The 23,603-nt window shown below is 72.3% G+C and carries 13 protein-coding genes and 1 pseudogene; 2 read left to right on the top strand and 12 right to left on the bottom strand.

Going from position 1 to position 23,603, the window contains the following annotated elements; translation table 11 throughout:
• Window positions 1-99, top strand: a pseudogene (locus ASC99_RS37280) (ATP-binding protein); the annotation flags it as partial.
• Window positions 100-157: 58 nt separating this feature from the next.
• On the opposite strand, the gene cimA reads toward ASC99_RS37280, so the two are convergent.
• From cimA to ASC99_RS16375, 4 genes are all read right to left on the bottom strand, one after another.
• Entirely contained in the window at window positions 158-1,765 is a 1,608-nt protein-coding gene (gene cimA, locus ASC99_RS16390; protein ID WP_057232739.1) for a citramalate synthase, read from the bottom strand.
• A 330-nt stretch (window positions 1,766-2,095) separates the two neighbouring features.
• The gene (locus ASC99_RS16385; RefSeq protein WP_057232737.1) at window positions 2,096-2,662 is read right to left on the bottom strand and encodes a Uma2 family endonuclease; all 567 of its coding nucleotides are present in this window, start codon (window positions 2,660-2,662) and stop codon (window positions 2,096-2,098) included.
• 95 nt (window positions 2,663-2,757) lie between these two features.
• A complete protein-coding gene (locus tag ASC99_RS16380) occupies window positions 2,758-3,870 on the bottom strand; it encodes a branched-chain amino acid aminotransferase (protein WP_057232735.1) in 1,113 nt (370 codons plus the stop codon).
• Window positions 3,871-4,014: 144 nt separating this feature from the next.
• Window positions 4,015-5,052: a 3-isopropylmalate dehydrogenase gene (locus tag ASC99_RS16375; protein WP_057232733.1), complete on the bottom strand. Its 1,038-nt coding sequence runs from the start codon at window positions 5,050-5,052 to the stop codon at window positions 4,015-4,017.
• A gap of 136 nt (window positions 5,053-5,188) precedes the next feature.
• Here ASC99_RS16375 and ASC99_RS16370 point away from each other — a divergent pair, with 136 nt between their 5' ends.
• On the top strand, window positions 5,189-7,681 hold the full coding sequence (locus ASC99_RS16370) for a YfhO family protein (protein WP_057232731.1): 2,493 nt from the start codon (window positions 5,189-5,191) through the stop codon (window positions 7,679-7,681).
• A gap of 60 nt (window positions 7,682-7,741) precedes the next feature.
• Here ASC99_RS16370 and ASC99_RS16365 read toward each other — a convergent pair whose 3' ends face one another.
• From ASC99_RS16365 to ASC99_RS41925, 8 genes are all read right to left on the bottom strand, one after another.
• Window positions 7,742-11,050, bottom strand: a complete 3,309-nt coding sequence (locus tag ASC99_RS16365) for a S8 family serine peptidase (RefSeq protein ID WP_057232729.1) — start codon at window positions 11,048-11,050, stop codon at window positions 7,742-7,744.
• 208 nt (window positions 11,051-11,258) lie between these two features.
• Window positions 11,259-11,411, bottom strand: a complete 153-nt coding sequence (locus tag ASC99_RS39720; RefSeq protein ID WP_200948337.1) for a hypothetical protein — start codon at window positions 11,409-11,411, stop codon at window positions 11,259-11,261.
• A 260-nt stretch (window positions 11,412-11,671) separates the two neighbouring features.
• A complete protein-coding gene (gene serA / locus ASC99_RS16360; RefSeq protein WP_057232727.1) occupies window positions 11,672-13,252 on the bottom strand; it encodes a phosphoglycerate dehydrogenase in 1,581 nt (526 codons plus the stop codon).
• A 200-nt stretch (window positions 13,253-13,452) separates the two neighbouring features.
• Window positions 13,453-14,451: a ketol-acid reductoisomerase gene (gene ilvC, locus ASC99_RS16355; RefSeq protein ID WP_057232726.1), complete on the bottom strand. Its 999-nt coding sequence runs from the start codon at window positions 14,449-14,451 to the stop codon at window positions 13,453-13,455.
• Window positions 14,452-14,565: 114 nt separating this feature from the next.
• Window positions 14,566-15,090, bottom strand: coding sequence for an acetolactate synthase small subunit (ilvN, locus tag ASC99_RS16350; RefSeq protein ID WP_057232724.1), 525 nt, complete (start codon window positions 15,088-15,090; stop codon window positions 14,566-14,568).
• Between the two features lie 32 nt (window positions 15,091-15,122).
• The gene (locus ASC99_RS16345) at window positions 15,123-16,973 is read right to left on the bottom strand and encodes an acetolactate synthase large subunit (RefSeq protein WP_057232722.1); all 1,851 of its coding nucleotides are present in this window, start codon (window positions 16,971-16,973) and stop codon (window positions 15,123-15,125) included.
• Between the two features lie 305 nt (window positions 16,974-17,278).
• Window positions 17,279-20,206: a bifunctional diguanylate cyclase/phosphodiesterase gene (locus tag ASC99_RS16340; RefSeq protein WP_057232720.1), complete on the bottom strand. Its 2,928-nt coding sequence runs from the start codon at window positions 20,204-20,206 to the stop codon at window positions 17,279-17,281.
• Window positions 20,207-20,420: 214 nt separating this feature from the next.
• A complete protein-coding gene (locus ASC99_RS41925; RefSeq protein ID WP_235502803.1) occupies window positions 20,421-23,546 on the bottom strand; it encodes a helix-turn-helix transcriptional regulator in 3,126 nt (1,041 codons plus the stop codon).
• Between the last annotated feature and the right edge of the window lie 57 nt (window positions 23,547-23,603).

Genomic DNA, 23,603 nt, shown 5'->3' with positions numbered 1-23,603 from the left:
GACACCCCCGTCATCACCCTCGACGCCCGCCGCCGAGACAGCGCCAAAAGCGCCCTCATCACCCTCGTCGAACACGCACTGCTCGCACGCCTGCGGTGAGATCAGAACACCGAAAAGGGCCCGCCGTCCGTACGGCGGGCCCTTTCTGACCTTCGGGTCAGCTCTCCGGGTCGAGCCCGGCGCGGATCAGGCCGTAGGTGTAGGCGTCCTCAAGTGCCAGCCAGGAGGCCCCGATCACGTTGTCGGCCACGCCGACGGTGGACCAGGTGGCCACCCCGTCGGTGGACTCGATCAGTACCCGGGTCTTGGAGCTGGTGCCGTGCGCGCCCTCCATGATCCGGACCTTGTAGTCCACCAGCTCGAGCTCGGCCAGCTTCGGGTAGATGTGCTCCAGGGCGGTCCGCAGCGCCTGGTCCAGCGCGTGCACCGGGCCGTTGCCCTCGCCGGTGGCGATCCGGCGCTCGCCCTTGGCCCAGAGCTTCACGGTCGCCTCGTTGCCCGAAGTGCCGTCCGCCAGCTGCTCGCTGATGGTCCGCCAGGACTCCAGGGCGAAGAACCGCTGCCGGCTGCCGCGCACCTCGTCGCGGAGCAGCAGCTCGAACGAGGCGTCGGCGGCCTCGTAGGTGAAGCCGAGGTTCTCCTGCTCCTTGACCTTGGCCACCACCCGGCCGACCAGATCGCGGTCGGCGGAGAGGTCGTAGCCGAGCTCCTTGCCCTTCAGCTCGATCGAGGCCCGGCCTGCCATGTCGGAGACCAGCATCCGCATGGTGTTGCCGACCTGCTCCGGGTCGATGTGCTGGTACAGGTCCGGGTCGACCTTGATCGCGGAGGCGTGCAGCCCGGCCTTGTGCGCGAAGGCGGAGAATCCCACGTACGGCTGGTGCGTGGAGGGCGCCAGGTTGACCACCTCGGCGATGGCGTGCGAGATCCGGGTCATCTCGGGCAGCTTCCCGGCGGGCAGCACCCGGCGGTCGTACTTCAGCTCCAGCGCGCCGACCACCGGGAACAGGTTGGCGTTGCCGACCCGCTCGCCGTAGCCGTTCGCGGTGCACTGCACGTGGGTGGCCCCGGAGTCCACGGCGGCCAGCGTGTTGGCCACCGCGCAGCCGGTGTCGTCCTGGGCGTGGATGCCGATCCGGGCCCCGGTCCGGGCGATCACGTCGGCGACGATGTCGCGCACCCCGGCCGGGAGCATCCCGCCGTTGGTGTCGCAGAGCACCACCACGTCGGCGCCCGCCCGGTGGGCGGCCTTCACGACGGCGAGGGCGTACTCGCGGTTGGCCTTGTACCCGTCGAAGAAGTGCTCGCAGTCGACGAAGACCCGGCGGTCCTGCGAGCGCAGGTACTCGACGCTGTCCCGGACCATCTCCAGGTTCTCGTCCAGCGTGGTGCGCAGCGCCAGTTCGACGTGGCGGTCGTGCGACTTGGCCACCAGGGTGATCACCGGGGCGCCCGAGGTGACCAGCGCGGCCAGCTGCGGATCCTCGGCGGCCTTGCCGCCGGCCCGCCGGGTGGCGCCGAAGGCCACCAGCTGGGCGTGCTTGAACTCCAGCTCGGCGGCGGCCCGGGCGAAGAACTCGGTGTCCCGCGGGTTGGCCCCCGGCCAGCCGCCCTCGATGAAGCCGACGCCGAACTCGTCCAGGTGCCGGGCGATGGTCAGCTTGTCGGCCACGCTGAGGTTGATGCCCTCGCGCTGGGCGCCGTCGCGCAGCGTGGTGTCGAAGACGTGGAAGCTGTCGTGGGGTCGGGGGCTGGCCTCGGTCATGACCCTGGGTTCTCCGTTCGGGGAGGTACTGCTGCTGTTGCCGGGATACGTGATCCGGCTCCACTGTCCAGCATCCCGCGCGCTCCCGGTGTCCCCGAGCCCCCTCGTGAGGGGCCGGTGGCCGGTCCGGGCAAAACAAAAAACCCCTCGCGGATGCGAGAGGTCTGCGCGCGGGTCTGGACGCTGGTGGTCGCCCCGCGAATCTGGTTATTCGGGGACGGTCACTGCGGACCGGCGCGCCTGCTGCTAATAATCAGCGAAAGCGAGGACACCCTCGGAGTCTGGCACACCATCCGCGATGTGGCTCCGCCGTCTCGCGATCCGGGACGCTCAGGTCAGCCGGTCGGTCGAGAGCACGAAGTCGAACGGCGCCGGCAATGCCAACGGATCACCGGTCGGCACGCTGACGGTGGTCGTGTAGTCGCCGTGCCGTGGCTCGCTGAGCAGGACGATCCTGTTCTCGTCGCGGTCCACCAGCAGGTAGAGCGGAATGCCTGCTGCGGCATACCCCTTGCGCTTCGCCTCACGGTCCTTGGCGGGACGACTGGAGGTGATCTCGACGACCATGAGCACCCGGTCGGGCACCATCCACGAGGGCTGGCCGTCGAATGCACCTTCCTCTGCGAACGTTCCGTCGGGAATGTACCGGTCCCCGGGGACGACGATCCCCTTGTTGCCAGCGAAGGTGATATCCCCGGCGTACCGGCGGAAAACCTGCCGGACGATCCGACCGATCGCAGCCTCGTGGTCACCGTCGGGCGGTGGGGTCACGATGATCTCCCCGTCGATGAGCTCCGCCTTGAATCCCTCAGGGGTGTCCAGTGCCAAGAAGGCTTCCAGGAGGTCCCCGTCCGGACTGCGCCACGTCTCGGCATAGTCGTGCGACAGCGCGCTCATGGCCCCTCCTTCCGATCCACACAGCTCAACGAGTGGGGTTGGTTCGAGGTTACCCACGCCGGGCGCCCCGCCGGGGCGGGACGCCCGGACGGGCGTCAGACGATCTTGTGGAGCCAGCCGTGGGTGTCCGGGGCCTGGCCGCCCTGGAGGGCGAGCAGGGTCTTGCGGAGCTCCATGGTGATCGGGCCGGGCTCGCCGGTGCCCACCGTCCAGTCGGTGCGGGCGGACTTGACCGAGCCGACCGGGGTGATGACGGCGGCGGTGCCGCAGGCGAAGACCTCGGTGAGGGTGCCGTCGGCGTTGCCCTGCTTCCACTCGTCGGTGGAGATCTTCCGCTCCTGGACGGCGTAGCCGCGGTCGGCGGCCAGCGAGAGCAGCGAGTCGCGGGTGATGCCGGGGAGCAGGGCGCCGGAGAGCTCCGGGGTGACGATGGTGGCGTCCTTGCCCTCGCCGAAGACGAAGTACAGGTTCATCCCGCCCATCTCCTCGATCCACCGGTGCTCGGCGGCGTCCAGCCAGACCACCTGGTCGCAGCCCTTCTCGGCGGCCTGGGCCTGGGCGACCAGCGAGGCGGCGTAGTTGCCGGCGCACTTGGCGGTGCCGGTGCCGCCGGGAGCGGCCCGGACGTACTCCTCGGAGAGCCAGACCGAGACCGGCTTCACGCCGCCGGGGAAGTAGGCGCCGGCCGGGGAGGCGATGATCATGAAGAGGTACTCGTTGGCCGGGCGGACGCCCAGGCCGACCTCGGTGGCGAACATGAACGGGCGCAGGTAGAGGCTCTGCTCCGGCTCGCTCGGCACCCAGGACTGGTCCTGCCGGACCAGCAGCTCGACCGCCTCGACGAAGGCCTCGGTCGGCAGCTCGGGCATCGCCAGCCGGCGGGCGGAAGCCTGGAAGCGCTCGGCGTTGGCGGTCGGGCGGAAGGTGGAGATCGAGCCGTCGGCCTGGCGGTAGGCCTTCAGACCCTCGAAGATCGCCTGACCGTAGTGCAGGGTCATGTTCGCCGGGTCGATCTCCAGCGGGGCGTACGGGGTGAGCTGCGCGTCGTGCCAACCCCGGCCCTCGGTCCACCTGATGGTGACCATGTGGTCGGTGAAGACCCGCCCGAAGCCGGGATTGGCCAGCCTCGCCGTGCGCTCGCTGTCCGACAGCGGGTGCGCGGAGGGCTTGAGGTCGAACGTGATGGGCGCCTGGGTGGGCGTACTCATGACTGCCTGTCCTTCACCGTGGGGTTGGTCCGGGCCGCCACCCTCGGAAAAGAACATACGAAGGCACGGCCCACTGTCGATACTCGCATCCAGAGGGCCGTGCCGAACAGCCGGTGGGCTGCTACGTGAGGTAAAGCCGGCCCGTCAGCCGGATACTCGGGCGGCGAGCGCGTCGCCGACCTCGAAGGTGGAACGGGTGCCGGAGCGCTCCAGCAGGTCGGCGGCGACGGCCGCCTCGACCTTGGCGGCCTCCGCGGCGAAGCCGAGGTGGTCCAGCAGCATGGCGACCGACAGCACGGTGGCGGTCGGGTCTGCCTTGCCCTGGCCGGCGATGTCCGGGGCCGAGCCGTGCACGGGCTCGAACATCGACGGGAAGGCGCCGCTCGGGTTGATGTTGCCCGAGGCCGCCAGGCCGATGCCGCCGGTGACGGCCGCGGCGAGGTCGGTGAGGATGTCGCCGAACAGGTTGTCGGTGACGATCACGTCGAAGCGCTCGGGCTGGGTGACGAAGAAGATGGTCGCCGCGTCCACGTGCAGGTAGTCGGTGCTGACCTCGGGGAACTCCTGGCCGACCTCGGCGAAGATCCGCGACCACAGGTGGCCGGCGTGCACCAGCACGTTGTTCTTGTGAACGAGCGTCAGCTTCTTGCGCGGGCGGGCGGCGGCGCGCTGGTACGCGTCCCGGACCACCCGCTCGATGCCGAACGCGGTGTTCAGGCTGACCTCGGTGGCCACCTCGTGCTCGGTGCCGGTGCGCAGCGAGCCGCCGTTGCCGACGTACGGGCCCTCGGTGCCCTCGCGGACCACGATGAAGTCGATCTTGGGGTCGCCACCGAGCGGGGACTGCACGCCGGGGAGCAGCTTGCCCGGGCGGAGGTTGATGTGGTGGTCGAAGGCGAACCGCAGCTTGAGCAGCAGCCCGCGCTCCAGCACGCCGGACGGCACGCTCGGGTCGCCGATGGCGCCGAGCAGGATCGCATCCTTGGTCTTCAGCTCGTCCAGCACCGCGTCCGGCAGGGTCTCGCCGGTGCGGTGGTAGAGGCGGGCGCCGAGGTCGTACTCGGTGGTCTCGACCTTGACGTCGGCGGGGAGGACGGCGGCGAGCACCTTGAGGCCCTCGGCCACCACTTCCTGGCCGATACCGTCACCGGGGACAACTGCGAGACGAAGGCTGCGAGACATGCAGGCGACCCTACTCCGCGTCCCAGGGGCTGACACCTGACGTCCGCCATTCGGACGCCGCGTGTCGCCTCGCGGCGATCCGGTCGAAATTGGGACATTACCGGAGCAGCGAACAGACCGTCAGGAGCACCGACACGTGAGCGAATCCAGCCGCCGGGCCGAGTCGGCCGCGGCCGGACTCGCGGCCGGGATCTCGATGGGCGCGTACTGCCTGGCGATGGCGGTCCACGGGACCTACCCGTTCGGCGATCGCTCGCGGGCGGTGAACGACCTGGGCGACCAGTCCGTCCCGTTCCACGCCCACCTGTGGGACCTGATGCACGGCAACACGACAGGCGACCTGCTGTTCAACTGGAACAGCGGCTACGGCGCGCCCTTCCTGGCCGACTTCTTCAGCTACCTGATGAATCCGTTCTCCTGGCTGGTCGGCCTGTTCCCCCGCTCGGCGGTGAACTTCCCGGTCTTCCTGGTCACCCTGCTGAGCATCGGCCTCGGCACGGCCGTGATGACCCGCTTCCTGGGCCGCCTGCACCCCGGCTCCGGCCGGCTGCGGGCGCTGCTCGCGGTCGGCTACGGGCTCTGCGCCTGGGTGCTCGACGAAGGCTCGGCGGACCCGATGTGGATGTGGGGCCTGGTCTCGCTACCGCTGCTCTGCCTGGCCGGCGACTGGTGTCTGCGGGGCAGGCACTGGGTGCTCGGCAGCCTCGCGGTGGCGGTGGCCTGGGCGGGCAACTACTACACCGGGGCGATGGCCACCCTCGGCGCCGGTCTGGTCCTGCTGCTGCGGGTGCTGCTGCTGACGGAGCGCCCGGTGCTCGCCCGGCTGAAGGTGCTGGGGCGCGCGGCCGCCATGGTGCTGCTCGGGGTGCTGCTGGCCGCCCCCGTCCTGACGGTGGGTCTGAAGGCGAGCAGAGCCGCCCAGCCGGCCCCGCTGGAGACCTACGACGGGCCGCCCGGGCTGACCGACTACCTGGCCCAGCTGCTGCCCGGCGGGCGGTCGGACCACCCGATGCCGAACATCTTCGTCGGCATCCTCGGCCTGCTGCTGGTCGCCACCCTGCCGTTCAACCGCCGGGTCCGGGCCCGCGAGCGGATCGGCTGGTACGCGCTGCTGCTACTGGTCGGTGCGAGCTTCGTCTGGGAGCCGACCGTCCTGCTCTGGCACGGTCTCACGCTCCCGGACGGCAGCCCGTACCGGGCCGCCTTCGTGCTGAGCGGGCTGCTGGTGATGGCGGCCTGGGTCTCGCTCTCCCACCGCCCCGACCTGTTCGCACTGGTCGGTGGCGCCGGAGTGCTGGGGCTGATCGCGCTGCTCGGCCACGGGCAGAGCTCGGTCCGCACCTCGACCTGGGTACTGCTGTCGGTGGGCGGCGTGCTGGTGCTCGGCGCGCTCTGGCTCTTGGAGCGCGGGACGGCGCGAAAGGCGGTCTGTGCGCTGCTGGCGCTCGGTGTGCTCGCCGGGGCGACCTACTCGACGTACTCGGTGGCGGTGATCCGCGACCAGCTGCCGTCCTTCCGGCCCAGAACCACCGTCAGCGCCCAGTCGTCGGCGGCTTACCAGGTGATCCAGCAGGCGGACGACTGGCCGAACAGCAGGACCGACCCCGGGCCGCACGAGTTCACGGCCAACGACCCGCTGCTGCTCGGCGGCGAGGGCGGCTCGTACTACTCCCGCCATCTGCCCCGGACCACCGCCGAGCTGCTGCACGACCTCGGCGCGGGCTGGTACCGCCAGGGCCGGCACACCCTCAGCCCGGCGGACCCGGTCGGGCGGGCGCTGTTCGGGGTGACCACCTATCTGGAGAGCAGCTCGGCCCCGGACGGCTTCACCGCCGAGCAGGCGCCCGCCGTTCCGCTGATCACCGTGCAGCCGACCGGGCCCGCCCCCGACACCTCCTCGGTCTGGGCCAGGCAGCAGGCCCTGCTCGGTGCCACGGTCTACCGGGTGCCGCAGCTCACCCCGACCGCAGGCCCGGCCCCGACCCTGCACGGCAGCAGCGGCTGGTCGATCCCGGCCACTCCGGTGGGCGGCACCGGGACCGCCTTCGAGGGCAGCTGCCTCCCCGGCGACCAGGTCTTCTTCTACGGCCCGTGGTTCAACGGCACGGTCCTGGGCCTGGGCACGACGTACGCCGGCCACGGCCTCCAGCCGATGACCGCGATGCCGATCCGGCTGCTCGGCGACGCCCCCGCCGACGGCCGGTTCGCGCTGGAGCTGCGGACCGGGGCCGCCGCCCAGATCCCGGCCCAGCCGGTCGGCTGCCTGGACCGGACCGCGCTGAGCGCGGCGCTGGCCCGGCCGAACGGCGTGACCGCCGTGCACAGCACCGGACACTCCGTCAGCGCCGAACTGCCGCCCGGCTCCACCGGGACCGCGCTGATCTCCGTCCCGGCCGTCGACGGCTGGCAGTGCGCGGTCGGCGACGGGCTCGAGCAGCCGGCCCCCTCGGTGCTCGGCATGATCGGTGTCCCGCTCGGCACCGGGGCCTCCCGGCTGAGCTGCACGTACCGGCCCCCGGGGCTGCTGCCGGGGGCCGCGATGAGCGGAGCGGCGCTGGCGGTCCTGGTCGGTGTCGCGCTAGTCACCCTGCTGCGCCGGAGGGCCCGGGCCGATCGGGTTCCCCGCTGAGTACGTCAGCGCTGCACCCTGCTGACCGGCCGGGACTCGGCTGGGCCCTCGGCGCGGCCCTCAGCGCAGCCGGACCAGTTGGGCGCGGCGCCCGTCCGGGTTGAAGTGGTGGACCAGTAGCAGCCGGTCCGCCCCGGCCCCGCGCCGTCTGACCTCCAGGACCGCGCCGGGCTGCTCGGGCACCGCGACGGCCGTCGGGCCGCCCGCCCCGGCCCGGACGTCCAGCGTCGGGGCGAGCACGTCGACGGTCAGGGTGGGCCGCTCGCCCTGCAGGCCGATCGAGGAGAGCGCTGCCGCCACGTCGGGCGTGCCGGGGGCGGCGAAGGCGGTCCACAGGCCGTACCGGATCTTCGAGGTGCTCTGCCGGAGCCCGGGCAGCTTGGCCAGCCGGACCGGCAGCACCACGGTGTCACTGTCCAGCAGTCCGGTGTCGGTGTCGCCCCACCGGGCGTTCAGCGGCTGGACGTCCAGCTCCTCGCCGGTCCTGGCGTCCAGCGTCCTGGCCACCAGCACGTCACTGCCTTTGAGCCGGGCGGCGGCCACCACCACGTCGGTGACCTGGTCGCCGTCGGTGTCCAGGGAGGCCCGGACCGCGACGCCGCCGGCCGGGGTGGCGGCCGGGGCCCACAGGGTCGCGGCCAGGTAGAGCGTGCCGTTCTCCAGCGGCTCGCCGCCGACCGCAGGGGCGTCGCTGGCGGCGCCCACCGCGCGCAGGTTGGCGGCCCGGTCGCCCGGGGCGGTCACGCAGACACCCGCGGCCTTCTCCTCCTCCGCCCTCGCCCCGGGCAGGCAGTCCGGCCAGCGGGCCGCCTCGCCGCCCAGCGCGAAGGCGCTGACCAGCGCCCCGTGGGCGGTCGGCGCACCGGTGCCGGTGATGCTCAGCAGGGTGTTCGCGGCGGCCCGGACCTGCGGACCGGCCGTCAGCTCCGAGGCGGCGTGCGGCGCGGCGAACAGCGGCACCCGGAGCGCGGGCGGACCGGCCTCGGCCGGGGTCAGCAGCAGCCGCCCGGACAGCTCGCCCCGGTAGCTCCTGGCCTTGCCGCCCTGCACCAGGTCGAGGGTCGGGTCCGGCGCCCGGTCCAGCTGCCCGGGCACCCGCAGGGTGACGGTCACCCTGGCGGTACCGCCGGGCGGCACGGTGACCTGGGCAGGCGTCAGTTCGAAGGAGGCGCCCGGCAGTTCGGTGGCCGCCAGGTAGCCGGTGCGGTACTCCAGCGGGCGGTCGGCGAAGCTGCGCAGCTCGACCTCCCGGCTCTGCGTGGTCGGCCCGCTGACCGGCACCGGACCGAACGAGAGCCCGACCGTGCCGTCCGCCTCGGGCCCCGCCGCGTACGCGACCACCGGGGTGGCCACCGCAAGGTCGACCCTGGCCCGCCCGGCGCCGGTCCGCTCGGGCCCGTACACCGGGCCTGACCGGTCGTCACCCACCCAGGTGTCGCCGGTGGTGTTCATCAGCGCGGCCTTCAGCTGGGCCACCGTCCAGTCGGGGTGGGCGGCCCGGACCAGCGCGGCCAGCCCGGCCACGTGCGGGGCCGCCATCGAGGTGCCGTCCTCGCGCATGCCGCCGGAGCCCGCGCCCGCCTTGGCGGACCAGATGGTCTCCCCCGGCGCCGCCAGGTCCGGCTTGACCATTCCGGGCAGCCCGACCCCGCGCGAGGTGAAGGTGGTCAGGGTGTCGGTCCGCTGCGGCTGGTCCTGGGCCACCGCACCGTGCAACGGGTTGCCGGGGGTGGCCAGTTGGACGGTCACCTGACCCGCTTCGACGCCCCGGAACAGCCGCTCGCCGTCCGCCTTGGCGAGGATCGCCACCGGCACCCGGTCGTTGCCCGCCAGCTCGCCGAGGTGGTCGCCGTCTGCGGCGAACAGCGCGCCGAGCGCGCCCGCGTCGGCCGCGTGGTCGGCCCGGGCCGCCGAACCGCAGGCCCGGTCCGGGTCCTTGGTCCGCCAGGACAGCAGGGCGATCTTGCCCTTGAGCCTGGCCGCGTCGGCGGCCGAGAAGGCGGCGCAGCCGTCCGACTGGTCCACCGGAAGAGCGAGTGGGCCCTGCACCTCGCGGTCCGCCCAGTGCTGGTACTTGGCGCTCCAGTGCGCCGGGACCAGCCCGGCCAGCGGCTCGGGGGCCAGCACCCGCAGGCCGTCCGCGTCGCCGTGCGAGTCGACCGAGGCGGCCACCGTGAGCACCCGGGGTGCGGTGCCGGGGCTGCCGCCGATCGCGTACACGTCGCCCTCGTTGCCGGCCGCTGCGACCACCACCGTGCCCAGCGCGGCCAGCCGGTCGGCGGCGATCGCGTCCGCGTCGTCCGGGCCGCCGAACGGGCTGCCGAGCGAGAGGTTGACCACGTCGAGACGGTCCGTCAGATCGCCGTTCCCGTCCGGGTCGGCGGCCAGGTCGAGTGCCTGGGTGAGCTGGTCGGTCGAGCCGTCGCAGCCGAACACCCGGATCGCGAACAGCCGCGCCTCGGGCGCCGCACCCGGGCCGACCTTGAAACCGGCCGGGTCCAGGCCCCGGGTGTACGGGCCCCGGTAGGTCTGGCCGGCCGCGGTGACGCCGTACCCGGCGGCGGTGCCCGCGACATGCGTGCCGTGGCCGTTCAGCGCGCAGTCGATCGGGTTGTCGTCCGGCTTCGGGGTGCCGCCCTCGGGCGTGCCCGGGTCGTAGGCGTCGCCGACCAGGTCCCGCCCGCCGTAGACCTTCTCGGTCGGGAACAGGCCCTGGGGTGCGGGCTTGGCACCGTCCACCGCCTGGAACGCCTGCTCGGTGCCGGGCCCGCCGAAGTCGGCGTGGGTGTAGTCGATGCCGGAGTCGATGATGCCGACACTGACGCCCCGGCCGGTGTTGCCGGACAGCCCGGCGTCGGCGGACTGCCCGGCGTCGGCGGACTGCCCGGCCCAGACCGCGGGGGCGCCGAGCAGCGGGACGGAGTACCCGTTGACCCGGTTCTTCAGCGCGATCGGGTGTACCGCGCGCACCCCGGGGAGCCGGCCCAGCGCGGGCAGCGCGGCGGCGGGGGCGCTCACCGCGATCCCGGTCAGCAGAGTCCCGGTGCGGTACAGCTCGCGGGCGGCGGGGGCGGATCGCCGTACCGCGCCCGCGAGTTGGTCGGCGGCCCGGCCGGCCGCCCGGCGCTGTTCGGCCCCGGCGGCCGAGGCCGCCCGGCGGACCGCGTCCGGTGACCGGCGTTCGCTCCTGGCCTGGTCGGCGGCCCGCTGCCAGGCGGGCGCGGCGGCCTCGGTGTCGAGTTCGAGCAGGACGCTGCGGCGAGCGTCCGTACCGCGCTCGGCCGCCGCACCCGCGAGCGGTACGGCGGCGAGCGCGAGCGAGCCGGTCAGCAGTGCGATGCCGAACCGGAGTGCTGAGCTGGTGCGCACGGGGCTGTCTCCCCCGGCAGGGGCTCTGGCGGGTCCGCGCCGTGCGGAGCCCGATCACCCTTCCGGAGGCACCAAATTACGATCATCGCGCCGGAGAGCGCGAGCACCGTCCCTCGTCCGGGGGCGCACTGCACTCCTGCGGGTGACGGATCGTCAGGCGTTCGGCCCAACACCCGTAACCGGCTCGGCAACCGGACGAGTGAACGGCTCAGTGGCCGGTGGCACCGCCGTTGTCGCGGCGGTCCAGCGCGCGCTGGAGAGCAGCGGCGGCATTCGGGTTGGGCTCGGCACGGCGACGGCGGCGGGGGGCCTGCGTACGGTCGGCGGAAGCGGCGGCGTGGCGGTCTGCGGTGGGGGGCATACCGAACTCCTTGAGGTCATACGGGGAGAGGGTTTCGGGTACGCCGGCCAGGGATCGCCTGCCGTGCTGCGTACGTGCGCATCCGGGCCTGGCGCCCTCGAGTTGGAGGGGCGGCTCGCCGGATAGCTCTTTCACGGTACGACCTGGAACGGGTGCTGTCTGCACGGATAGTTGGATTTCCTAGTATCTGAGACAGCACGCACCCGGACGACGAAAAGGGCCCGGCCCGCCGAAGCGGACCGGGCCCCTCTGGCGAGTGATCAGCCGAGGTTGACCGCGCGGGCGAACTGCGCGCCGATCGCACCCGCGATCTCGGTCAGGACCTCCTGGGAGACCTCGCTGTCCACGGTGATCGAGGCCAGCGCCTCGGAGCCGTCCCGGGCCACCTGCATGCCCGCGATGTTGATGCCCGCGTCACCGAGGATCCGGCCGAGGGTGCCGACCACGCCGGGGCGGTCCTCGTACTTGAAGAACGCCATGTGGTCGGTGAGCGCCACGTCCACGTCGAAGGCGTCCACGCCGACGATCTTCTGGGTCTGCTTCGGGCCGGACAGCGTGCCCGAGATGGCGATCTCGCCGCCGCCGGAGAGCGTGCCGCGCACGGTGATCACGTTGCGGTGCTCGGGCGACTCGCTGGAGGTGGTGAGGCGGACCTCGACGCCACGCTCCTGGGCGAACAGCGGGGCGTTGACGTAGGACACCGTCTCCGCCACGACATCCTCGAACACGCCCTTGAGCGCGGAGAGTTCGAGCACCTTCACGTCGTGCTGGGTGATCTCGCCACGGACCTCGACATCCAGGCGGACGGCGACCTCGCCGGCCAGCGCGGTGAAGATCCGGCCGAGCTTCTCGGCCAGCGGCAGGCCCGGACGGACGTCCTCGGCGATCACGCCGCCCTGGACGTTGACCGCGTCCGGCACCAGCTCGCCCGCGAGGGCGAGGCGGACCGACTTGGCGACCGCGATGCCGGCCTTCTCCTGCGCCTCGTCGGTGGAGGCGCCCAGGTGCGGGGTGGCCACCACGTTGTCGAAGCCGAACAGCGGGGAGTCGGTGCACGGCTCCTTGGCGTAGACGTCCAGGCCGGCCCCGGCCACCCGGCCGTCGCGCAGCGCGGAGGCCAGCGCGGCCTCGTCCACGATGCCGCCGCGGGCGGCGTTGACGATCCGCACGGTCGGCTTGACCTTGTGCAGCGCCTCGTCGCCGATCAGGCCGATCGTCTCCGGGGTCTTCGGGAGGTGCACGGTGATGAAGTCCGAGACCTCGAGCAGCTCCTCCAGCGAGAGCAGCTTGACGCCCATCTGGGCCGCGCGGGCGGCCTGGATGTAGGGGTCGTACGCCACGATCTTCATGCCGAAGGCGGACATCCGCTGGGCGACCAGCACGCCGATCCGGCCCAGGCCGACCACGCCGAGCACCTTCTCGGAGAGCTCGACGCCGGTGTACTTGTTGCGCTTCCACTCGCCCTGCTTGAGCGCGGCGCTGGCCGGGGCGATGTTGCGGGCCGAGGCGATCAGCAGGCCACAGGCCAGCTCGGCGGCGGTGACGATGTTGGAGGTCGGCGCGTTGACGACCATCACACCGGCCTTGGTGGAGGCCGCCACGTCCACGTTGTCCAGGCCGACGCCCGCACGGGCGACCACCTTGAGCTTCTTCGCGGCCGCCAGCGCCTCCGCGTCCACCTTGGTGGCGGAGCGGATCAGGATGGCGTCCACGTCGGCGATCGCGGTCAGCAGCTCGGTGCGGTCCGCACCGTTGCAGTGCCGGATCTCGAAGTCGGGGCCGAGTGCGTCGACGGTGGCGGGAGACAGCTCTTCGGCGATCAGTACAACGGATTTGCTCACGACAGTGTTGTCCTTAACTGTCCGGTTCTCCCCGCGCACGATGGTGGCGTGGAAAGCGGGGGAAGGTGGCATGCCGCGTAGATAGACGCACGACGCTGTGGGCCTGACGCGCACTCGGAAGTGTATCGACGGGCTGGCGGCCGGGCTGCTCCCGTCCGGCGAAATCACCCGGACGGGAGCAGCCTAGTTGTACAAGGCAGTTACGCCTTCTCGTTGACCCAGCTCATCAGACCGCGGAGCTTCTTGCCCGTGGTCTCCAGCAGGTGGTCGGCGTCCGCATTCTTGTACTCGTTGTACTTCGGCAGGCCGGCCTTGTACTCGGCGATCCAGGCGTTGGCGAAGGTGCCGTCCTGGATCTCGGTGAGGACCTGCTTCATGGCGGCCTTGGTGTCGGCCGTGATGATGCGCGGGCCGGTCACGTAGTCGCCCCACTCGGCGGTCTCCGAGATGGACCAGCGCATCTTCTCCAGGCCGCCCTCGTACATCAGGTCGACGATGAGCTTCAGCTCGTGCAGGCACTCGAAGTAGGCGATCTCCGGCTGGTAGCCGGCCTCGACCAGGGTCTCGAAACCGGCCTTGACCAGGGCGGCGGTGCCACCGCAGAGGACGGCCTGCTCACCGAACAGGTCGGTCTCGGTCTCCTCGGTGAAGGTGGTCTTGATGACGCCGGCCTTGGTGGCGCCGATGCCCTTGGCGTAGGACAGCGCCAGCTCGAAGGCCTTGCCGGTGGCGTCCTGCTCGACGGCCACGATGGCGGGAACGCCACGGCCTTCCTGGTACTGACGGCGCACCAGGTGGCCCGGGCCCTTGGGGGCGACCATGCAGACGTCGACGTCGGCTGGGGGCTTGATGAAGCCGAAGCGGATGTTCAGGCCGTGGCCGAAGAACAGGGCGTCGCCCGCCTTCAGGTGCGGCGCGATGTCGGCCTCGTAGACGTCGGACTGGATCGGGTCCGGCACCAGGATCATGATGACGTCGGCCTCGGCGGCGGCCTCGGCGGCGGTGACGACGCGCAGGCCCGCCTCCTCCGCCTTGACGCGGGAGGACGAGCCCTCCTTGAGGCCGACCCGGACGTCCACGCCCGACTCGAACAGCGACAGCGCGTGGGCGTGGCCCTGGCTGCCGTAGCCGATGATCGCGACCTTGCGGCCCTGGATGATGGACAGGTCAGCGTCGTCTTCGTAGAACAGCTCGGCCACGGGGGCACATCTCCTTGCGTGGTGGTGATGCCGGTGCGTACCTACCGTACGTGGACCCGGCGGGGGTGTGGGGCGGTGCTTCAGGGGGTGAGACGACTGATCGTCAGAGCCGGATCAGGCGCTGCGGTCGAGCGCCCGGAGCGAGCGGTCGGTGATCGACCGGGCGCCGCGTCCGATGGCGACCAGGCCGGACTGGACCAACTCCTTGATGCCGTACGGCTCCAGCATCCGGAGCATCGCCTCCAGCTTGTCCGAACTGCCGGTGGCCTCGATGGTCACCGCGTCGGGCGAGACGTCGACCGTCTTGGCCCGGAACAGCTGGACGATCTCGACGATCTGCGAGCGCGTCTCGGCGTCGGCCCGGACCTTGACCAGGACCAACTCCCGCTGGATCGCGGCGGACTGGTCGAGTTCGACGATCTTTATCACGTTGACCAGCTTGTTCAGCTGCTTGGTGACCTGCTCCAGCGGGAGGTCCTCCACGTTGACCACGATCGTCATCCGGGAGATGTCCGGGTGCTCGGTCGGGCCGACGGCCAGCGAGTCGATGTTGAAACCCCGACGGGAGAACAGCGCGGCGATGCGGGCGAGCACGCCGGGCTTGTTCTCGACCAGGACGGAGAGGGTGTGCTTGGACATAGTCATGACTCTCTATCGGTTGGTCGGGGCAGTCAGTCGAGGTCGTCGCCGAAGTCCGGGCGGACGTCCCGGGCGGCGAGGATCTCGTCGTTGCTGGTGCCTGCGGCGACCATCGGCCAGACCATGGCGTCCTGGTGGACGATGAAGTCGATGACCACCGGGCGGTCGTTGATCTCCATCGCCTGCTTGATCACCGCGTCCAGGTCCTCGGGACGCTCGCAGCGCAGGCCGACACAGCCCATCGCCTCGGCGAGCAGCACGAAGTCCGGGATCCGGGTGCCCTGCGCCGGCTTGGCGATGCCGTCGTGCTCCGGGCCGGCGTGCAGCACGGTGTTGGAGTAGCGCTGGTTGTAGAACAGGGTCTGCCACTGGCGGACCATGCCCAGCGAACCGTTGTTGATCACCGCGACCTTGATCGGGATGTTGTTCAGCGCGCAGGTGACCAGTTCCTGATTGGTCATCTGGAAGCAGCCGTCGCCGTCGATCGCCCAGACCGCGGCCTCCGGCTTGCCCGCCTTGGCGCCCATCGCGGCCGGCACGGCGTAGCCCATGGTGCCCGCGCCGCCGGAGTTCAGCCAGGTGGCCGGCTTCTCGTAGTTGATGAACTGTGAGGCCCACATCTGGTGCTGGCCGACGCCCGCCGCGTAGATCGCGTCCGGGCCGACCAGCTGCCCGATCCGCTCGATCACCTGCTGCGGCGACAACTCACCGTTCGGGGCGGCCTCGTAGCCCAGCGGGTAGGTGGTCTTCCACTGGTTGAGCTTGACCCACCAGTCCACGTAGTCGCCCTTGTGACCGGCGTCGAACTCGGCCTGCACGGCGACGATCAGGTCGGCCAGCACCTCGCGGGCGTCACCGACGATCGGCACGTCGACCGGGCGGTTCTTGCCGATCTCGGCCGGGTCGATGTCCGCGTGCACGACCTTGGCGTACGGGGCGAAGCTGTCCAGCTTGCCGGTCACCCGGTCGTCGAAGCGGGCGCCCAGGGTGAACAGCAGGTCCGCCTTCTGCAGCGCGGTGACGGCCGGGACGGAGCCGTGCATGCCCGGCATGCCCAGGTGCTGCGGGTGGCTGTCCGGGAAGACGCCGAGCGCCATCAGGGTGGTGACCACCGGGGCGCCGGTCAGCTCGGCCAGGATCCGCAGCTCGGCGCTGGCCTGCGCCTTGTGCACGCCGCCGCCGACGTAGAGCACCGGGCGCTTGGCGGCGACCAGCATCCTCGCGGCCTCGCGGATCTGCTTGGCGTGCGGCTTGGTCACCGGGCGGTAGCCGGGCAGCGAGGTCTCCACCGGCCAGCGGAAGGTGGTGGTGGCCTGCAGCGCGTCCTTGGCGATGTCGACCAGCACCGGGCCCGGGCGGCCGGTGGCGGCGATGTGGAACGCCTCGGCGATCACCCGGGGGATCTCGGCCGGGTCGGTGACCAGGAAGTTGTGCTTGGTGATCGGCATCGTGATGCCGCAGATGTCCGCCTCCTGGAAGGCGTCGGTGCCGATCGCCTTGGAGGCGACCTGGCCGGTGATCGCCACCATCGCGACGGAGTCCATGTAGGCGTCGGCGATCGGGGTCACCAGGTTGGTCGCGCCCGGGCCCGAGGTGGCCATGCAGACGCCGACCCGGCCGGTGGCCTGGGCGTAGCCGGTGGCCGCGTGGCCCGCGCCCTGCTCGTGCCTGACCAGGATGTGACGGACCTTCTGCGAGTCCATCAGCGGGTCGTAGGCAGGGAGGATGGCGCCGCCCGGGATGCCGAAGACGGTGTCCGCGCCCACTGCCTCAAGGGAGCGGATGAGCGACTGCGCGCCGGTCATCGTCTCCACGACGACGGTGGGCGCAGGAGCGTGGGTGGCCGGGGTGTCCCCGCGGCGGGGGGCGGCGTGCTCGGTCATCTGCCTGTCTCTTCTCGGGTTCTGCCGTCCCCGTCAGGTGAGGGTCCTGGGGTCGGGGGCCGGTCGCCGGTCCTGCCTCCATCGTCCACCCGGACGGTTGAGTACCGGACATCTGGCCGATTCGGCTGGGGTCTTGCATGGTCGGGCGGTTCCAGTGCAACAAAAAACCCCTCGTGCCAAGGGCATGCGAGGGGTGGCGCGTCGGTCTCTTCGTGCGGGGGGTGACCCGCTCAGCCGACGCGCCCGCCAAGTACGAGAATTCGGGTGCGCATGGCTCCGACCTTCCTCCCCGGCGGTGGGGCGTGTCAAGCAGGTGGGACGGCCGTCTCGCTATGCGGACCCCCGCCCGGACCCCAGGACGGACCGGGGGTCGGACGACGTTCTGCCAGGTCGGGGGCGTTCTGATGGTGCACCACCCGGCTGCCGCCGGGCTCCGGACGGCCACCCGATCGGGCGTCCGCCGCCAGGTAGGCGCGTCGCGCGGAGAGCCCCGTCGCCTGTTTCGGCAGCGGGTAGACCCGGCGCAGCAGGGCCCGCCGCAGCCGGTGCTCGTCGAGCGGCTGGGCGAAGGCCAGACCCTGCCCCTGACGGCACCCCAGCTCCTGCAGCGCGGTCACCTGCCGGGGCAGGTCCACCCCCTCGGCGCCGGTCACCAGACCGAGGTCGCGGGCCAGCCGGAGGGCGTGCCCGGCCAGCGCGCGGGTCAGCCGGGAGTCGGCCACGTCCTGGACCAGGCTGCGGTCCAGCTTGAGCGCGTCGAACGGGAGTCGGGCCAGCGTCCCGAGCGAGCCGCCGCCCGCGCCGAAGCCCGCCACCGCGGTGGAGACGCCGTGCCGCCGGAGCGCGGCGAGCCGGCGGCCGAGCTCGTCGGCGTGCTCGTCCGGGCCCGTCCTGGCCAGCTCGATCACCAGCAGCTCGGCGGGCAGGCCGGTCTCCCTGAGCACCGCGATCACCGCCTCGTACATGCCGGGCGCGCAGAGCCGTTGGGCCGACAGGCGGATCGTCACCGGGACGGGCACCAGCCGCGGGCCGGCCCTCAGGGCGGCCGCGGTGACCGTCTCCTGGAGCATCCAGCGGGCGAACCTGGTGGCCGCGTCACCCTGGTCGGCGGTGCGCAGGAACTCCGCCGGGGTGAGCAGCAGGCCCTGCGCCGAGCGCCAGCGGGCCTGCGCCTCGACGCCGGTGACGGCGCCGGTGGCCAGATCCACCACGGGCTGGTGCAGCAGCGTGAACGAGCCCTCCTGGACGGCCACCCTGAGCCGCTCCTCCAGCTCCGTCCGGCGGTCCAACTCGGCCCGCATCGCCGGGTGGTAGAGCACCACCCGGCCCTTGCCCTCGGACTTCGCCCGGTACATCGCCAGATCGGCGTTGCGCATCAGCTCGTCCGCCGCGGCCTGCGGGTCCGCGCCGGGATCGGGGTCGCAGCCGGCGAAGGCGATCCCGATACTGGCCGCCACCCCGAGCTCGGCCCCGCCGATCCAGTACGGCTCGGAGAGCGCCGAGCGGAGCCGCTCGGCCAGCTCGTGCACCTGGGCCCGGCCGAGCCGGCCGCGGACCAGCGCGGCGAACTCGTCACCGCCGAACCTCGCCACCGTGTCGCCGGACCGGACCGCGTGCTGCAGCCGGCGGGCCGCCTGTACCAGCAGCTCGTCGCCGACCTGGTGGCCCGCGCTGTCGTTGACCGCCTTGAAGCCGTCCAGGTCGAGGAAGAGCACCGCCACGGTGGCCTCCTCACCGCCCGGGTACTCCGGGTACCCCTCGGTCGGGCTCAGCGAGGTGCGCAGCCGCTGGGTGAAGAGCGCCCGGTTCGGCAGGTCGGTGAGTGGGTCGTGGAACGCGTTGTGCTGCAACTGAGCCTGCAGTATGACCCGTTCGGTGACGTCGCGGCTGTTCAGGATCAGCCCGTCCCGGTACCGGTTGACCGTCGACTCGACGTGCAGCCACTCGTCGTTGCCGGAGCGGACCCGGCACTCCACCCGAGCCGAGGGCTCGGCGGCCCCGTCCCGGTGCACCGGCCGGTCGGCCATCAGCCGCCGGACCTGACGCAGCACCCGGTCGACGTCGTCGGGGTGCACCAGGTTGAGCAGGTTGCCGCCGACCAGCTCCTCCGGGTCCCGCCCGTAGACGCCGATCGAGGCGGGGCTGACGTAGGAGAGCACGCCGCTGCCGCCCGCGATCATGATCACGTCGCTGGAGCCCTGCACCAGGGAGCGGAAGTGCGCCTCTTTCTGGGCGAGTTCCTGGGTCAGCGAGAGGTTGTCGAGCAGTATCACGCCCTGCCGGACGATCAGCGCCAGACCGACGGTGCAGGCCGAGGCCACCACCACCCGGTCCAGCGCGTGGCCGCCGAGCGCGTTGTAGAGGATGCCCGCGGTGCAGACCGCCGCCGCGACGTACGGGGTGAGCGCGCTGAAGGTGGAGGAGACCCGGCGGCGGGGGGCGCCGCCGACCGAGGGGTGCTCACGGCTCGGGCCGAACCGGCCGCGGGAGGCCCAGGGTGCCCAGGCGAGCAGCACGCTGCCGGCGAACCAGCCCGCGTCCAGCAGCTCGCCGGAGTGGTAACTGCTGCGCAGCGCGGGCGAGGTGAAGAGCGCGTCGCAGACCACCGTGACGGCGAGGCCGACCATCGCGGTGTGCACGGCGGCCCGGTTGCCGTCCCGGCTCCGGAACCGCAGGCCGACCACCAGGCTGACCAGCAGGATGTCCAGCACGGGGTAGGCCAGGTTGAGCGCCATCCTGAGCGGGTCCTCGCCCTCGCCGGCCGCGACCCGGCCGAGCGCCAGGCTCCAGCTGAGGGTGAACAGCGACCCGGCCACCAGCCAGCCGTCCAGCAGCAGGCAGAGCCAGCCGGCCGCCGTCCGGGGCCGCTGGGCCAGCACGGTCAGACCGATGATGGCGAGCGGGGCGAACAGCAGGAAGGCGTACTCGGCGGGCGAACCCTCGGGCAGCGTGGTGCCGAGCACCACCTCGTACCAGCCCCAGGTGCCGTTGCCGATCGCCACCATCGAGGAGGACAGACCGAACAGCAGCCAGGCGGGCCGGGCCTGGCCACCGGCCGCGCAGGCGTGCAGCAGGCAGGAGAGCGCGGCCGCCAGGGCAGCCCCGGCCAGCCCGAAGTCGCCCATGAACAGCGCGAGTTCCGGCGATCCCCAGCCGACGGCGGCGCCCAGGGCGTACCCGAGGCAGAGCAGCACCAGCAGCAGGCCGGGGAGGCGGCTCGGGTGAAAGTTCACTCGACTTCTCCCCCACGCCTTGCCGGTGTTCCCGCTCCGGACCTTACACCACTTCCGTCACTCAATGACACGCACACTCAACTTAGAGTAATGGGGCCCGGGTGGCGTTGTGCCCCACTCTTGACGGGATCGCCCCGGTTGGCCGCAGCGCACGACGGGGGCGCACGGCCTTCGGCCGGACCGCCCCGTGCGGCGAACGGCAGTTGACGCCTGGTCAGGCGCCGAGCAGGTGCAGCCGGTGCGCCAGGGCGGCCGCCTCGCCCCGGCTGCCGACCGAGAGCTTGGCCAGGATGTTGGAGACGTGCACGCTGGCGGTCTTCGGGGAGATGTAGAGCTCCTCGGCGATCTGCCGGTTGGTCCGCCCCTGGGCCAGCCGGTGCAGCACGTCCCGCTCGCGTGGGGTGAGGCCGAACTGGTCGGCTGGCTCGGCCGACTGGGTCGGCCGGGCCACCGCCACCGGACGGGCGGCCAGCGAGAGCCCGGCCCTGGCGGTCAGCTGGCCGATGTCCTGCCGCAGGTACAGACCGGCGGTGGCCAGCGCCTCGACCTCCCGGAGCGGCTCGACCGCGGCCTCCCGGCGGCCGGCCGTCAGCAGCGACTCGGCCAGCCGGTAGAGCGCCTGCCCGAGCGGGCAGCCGAGACCGGTGTCACGCAGCAGCTCCACCACGGCGGCCCACTGCTCGGGGGTGTCCGCGCCCTCCGCGCGGGCCAGCTCGGCCGCCAGCAGCGCCACCCATCCCTGGTGCAGCTCCGTCCGGGGCCGCAGTTGGGCGGCGACCTCGGCGATCCGCCGCAGCACCACCGGACGCCCCAGATCGGCCGCCGCCGCACCCCGCGAGTCGGCCTCCCCGGACGCGCCCTCCACCAGCACCGGCAGCAGCCCGTACAGGCAGCCGTCCGCGACGCCCTGCCCGACCGGGCGTTCGGCCAACCGGTCGAGTACGGCGAGCAGTTCGGCCCTGGCCTTCAGGGGCCGCCCGGCCCGGATCTCGATCCGCATCGCCAGCCGGGCCAGCGGGAGATCGTGCTGGGTCTGCCTGACCTGCCGCCCGGCCACCCTGGCCCGCTCCAGGTACTCCTCGGCGACCGCCAGATCACCTTGGTCCAGGGCGAGTTCAGCCCGCAGCCGGCCGAGGAAGGCATGGTCGTTGCTGCTCGCAGGGTCGCCCTCCCACTCGGCCAGCAGTTGCTCGGCCTCGGCCGGGCGGCCGAGCACCAGCAGGGATTCGACCAGATTCCCGGTCAGCAGGGCACCGATGTTGCCGAGCAGCCCGTTGCCCCGGGCGGCCGCAAGACCCTCGCGGGCGAACGCCTCGGCCTCGGCCGCCCGGCCCAGGCTGAGCAGCAGGCTGGACAGGTTGTTCAGCCCCCGGCAGAGCACGTCCACCGAGCCGGTGTGCCTGACCTGCTCGACCGCGTCGGCGAGCAGGGCGAGCCCGGCCGTCGCCTCGCCGAAGTAGACCGACAGGGTGCCCATGGTCATCCGGGCGTGCTGCTCGACCGCGTGGGCACCGACTTCGCGCGCGATCGCGGCGGCCCGCTCGGCCAGCTCCCGGTCGGCCTCGACCGGGTCGCCGAGCATCCCGTGCCCGGCTGCCAGGGCGAACACCTCGGCCTGCACCGGGGACGGCGGCAGACCGGCCACCAGCCGCTGGGCCCGCTCGATCTCCTCGTCGCTGCCACTGCGCTGGAGGTGACGGAACATCAGCGCGCGCTGGATCCGGAACCAGGCGGCGCGCTCCGGCTCGGTCTCCTCGTCCAGCAACTTGAAGGCCCGCTTGGCCAGACTGAGACCGCGGTCGCGGTCGCCCGCCCGGCGGGCCGCCAGCACCGCCTCGGCCAGCACGTCGACCATGTGCAGCAGCCGGCAGGCGCCGTCGTCGTGGCCGCACGGCGGATACGTGCCGGCCCAGTCGGCGGGCCGCAGGTTCTCCTGCCGCACCTCCTCCGAGACCTCGTCCCAGAGCTCCAACGCGCGCTCCAGCATGCCGAGCTGCTCGGCGAAGGCGTTCCGCCGCCGGGCCGACCTGGCGGCCTCCAGCGCCGTCGGCAGGGCCCGGCCGGGGTCGTGCGCGTGGTACCAGTAGTTGGCCAGCCGGGCGGCCCTGCCGTTGCCGCAGACCAGTGAACCGTCCTGCTCCAGCGCGGCGGCGTAGCGGCGGTTGATCCGGTACCGCTCACCGGGCAGCAGGTCGTCCGAGATCGCCTCGCGGACCAGCGCGTGCCGGAACCGGTAGCCGTCGCCGTCGCTGTCCGGGCGCAGCACGTTGACGCCGACGGCGTTCCGCAGCGCGTCGATCAGGACGTCCTCGCCCTCGTCCAGCACCGCCTCCAGCAGGGCGTGCTCGACCAGCGAGCCGCCCTCGGCGGCGATTCTGAGGACCCGTTGGGTCTCGTCCGGCAGGGCCTCGACCCGGACCAGCAGCAGGTCGCGGAGCGAGTCGGTGAGCCCGGTGTCGCAGCCGTCCTGGTGGGCGGTGGCCAGCTCCTCGACGAAGAACGGGTTGCCCTCGGAGCGGCGGTGGATCCGGTCCACCAACTGCCGGCCGGGGGCCTTGGTGCCCAGGATGCCGGCCAGTTGGGCGGCCACCTCGCGCCGGCCGAACCGGCACAGCTCCACCCGGTGCACGGTACGCAGCCGGTCCAGCTCCGCCAGGAACGGGCGCAGCGGGTGCCTGCGGTGCAGATCGTCGGAGCGGTAGGTGGCGACGATCAGCACCCGGGCCCGGTGCAGGGTACGGATCAGGTACGCCAGCAGCTCCCGGGTGGACCGGTCGGACCAGTGCAGATCCTCGATGACCAGCACGATCGTCCGGTCGGCGGAGAGCCGCTCGAACAGCCGGGCGGTGTGCTCGAACAGCTGGGCCCGGCCGAACTCGTCGTTGGGCTCGGCGTCGTCCGCGCCGAACTCCGGCAGCAGCCGGGTGAGATGACCCTCCATGCCCTGGGCCGCCTTCTCCAGCTCGACCCTCAGGTTGCGGTGCAGGCGGCGCAGCGCGGTGGCCAGCGGTGCGTACGGCAGACCCTCGGCGCCGACCTCCAGGCAGCCGCCCACGGTGGTGACCACGCCGGGGCCGCAGGCGGCGGTCAGGAACTCCTCGATCAGCCTGGTCTTGCCGACCCCGGCCTCGCCACCGACCAGCACGGCCTGCGGCTGGCCGGCCGCCGCCCGGCGCAACGCGGCGTCCAGGGTGCCGATCTCGGTGCCGCGTCCGACGAAGACCGGGCTCACCGATATCTGCTCCATGGCGCTGAGCATGCCACAGGCCGCCGACACCGTCCGAGCGGATATCTCGCTGATCGGACGGGCGGCGGCCGGGCTGTGAGGGTCTGTCAGCATTCGTACCACCAGCTCAGACCCTCCGGCGGTTGGGGGGTGGGTGAAGGAGCGGTGTTG

This window comes from Kitasatospora sp. Root107 (genome assembly GCF_001424875.1).
Taxonomy (GTDB): domain Bacteria; phylum Actinomycetota; class Actinomycetes; order Streptomycetales; family Streptomycetaceae; genus Kitasatospora.
The sequence above is the reverse complement of the archived record's forward strand: the minus strand, read 5'-3'. Positions and strand labels throughout refer to the sequence as shown.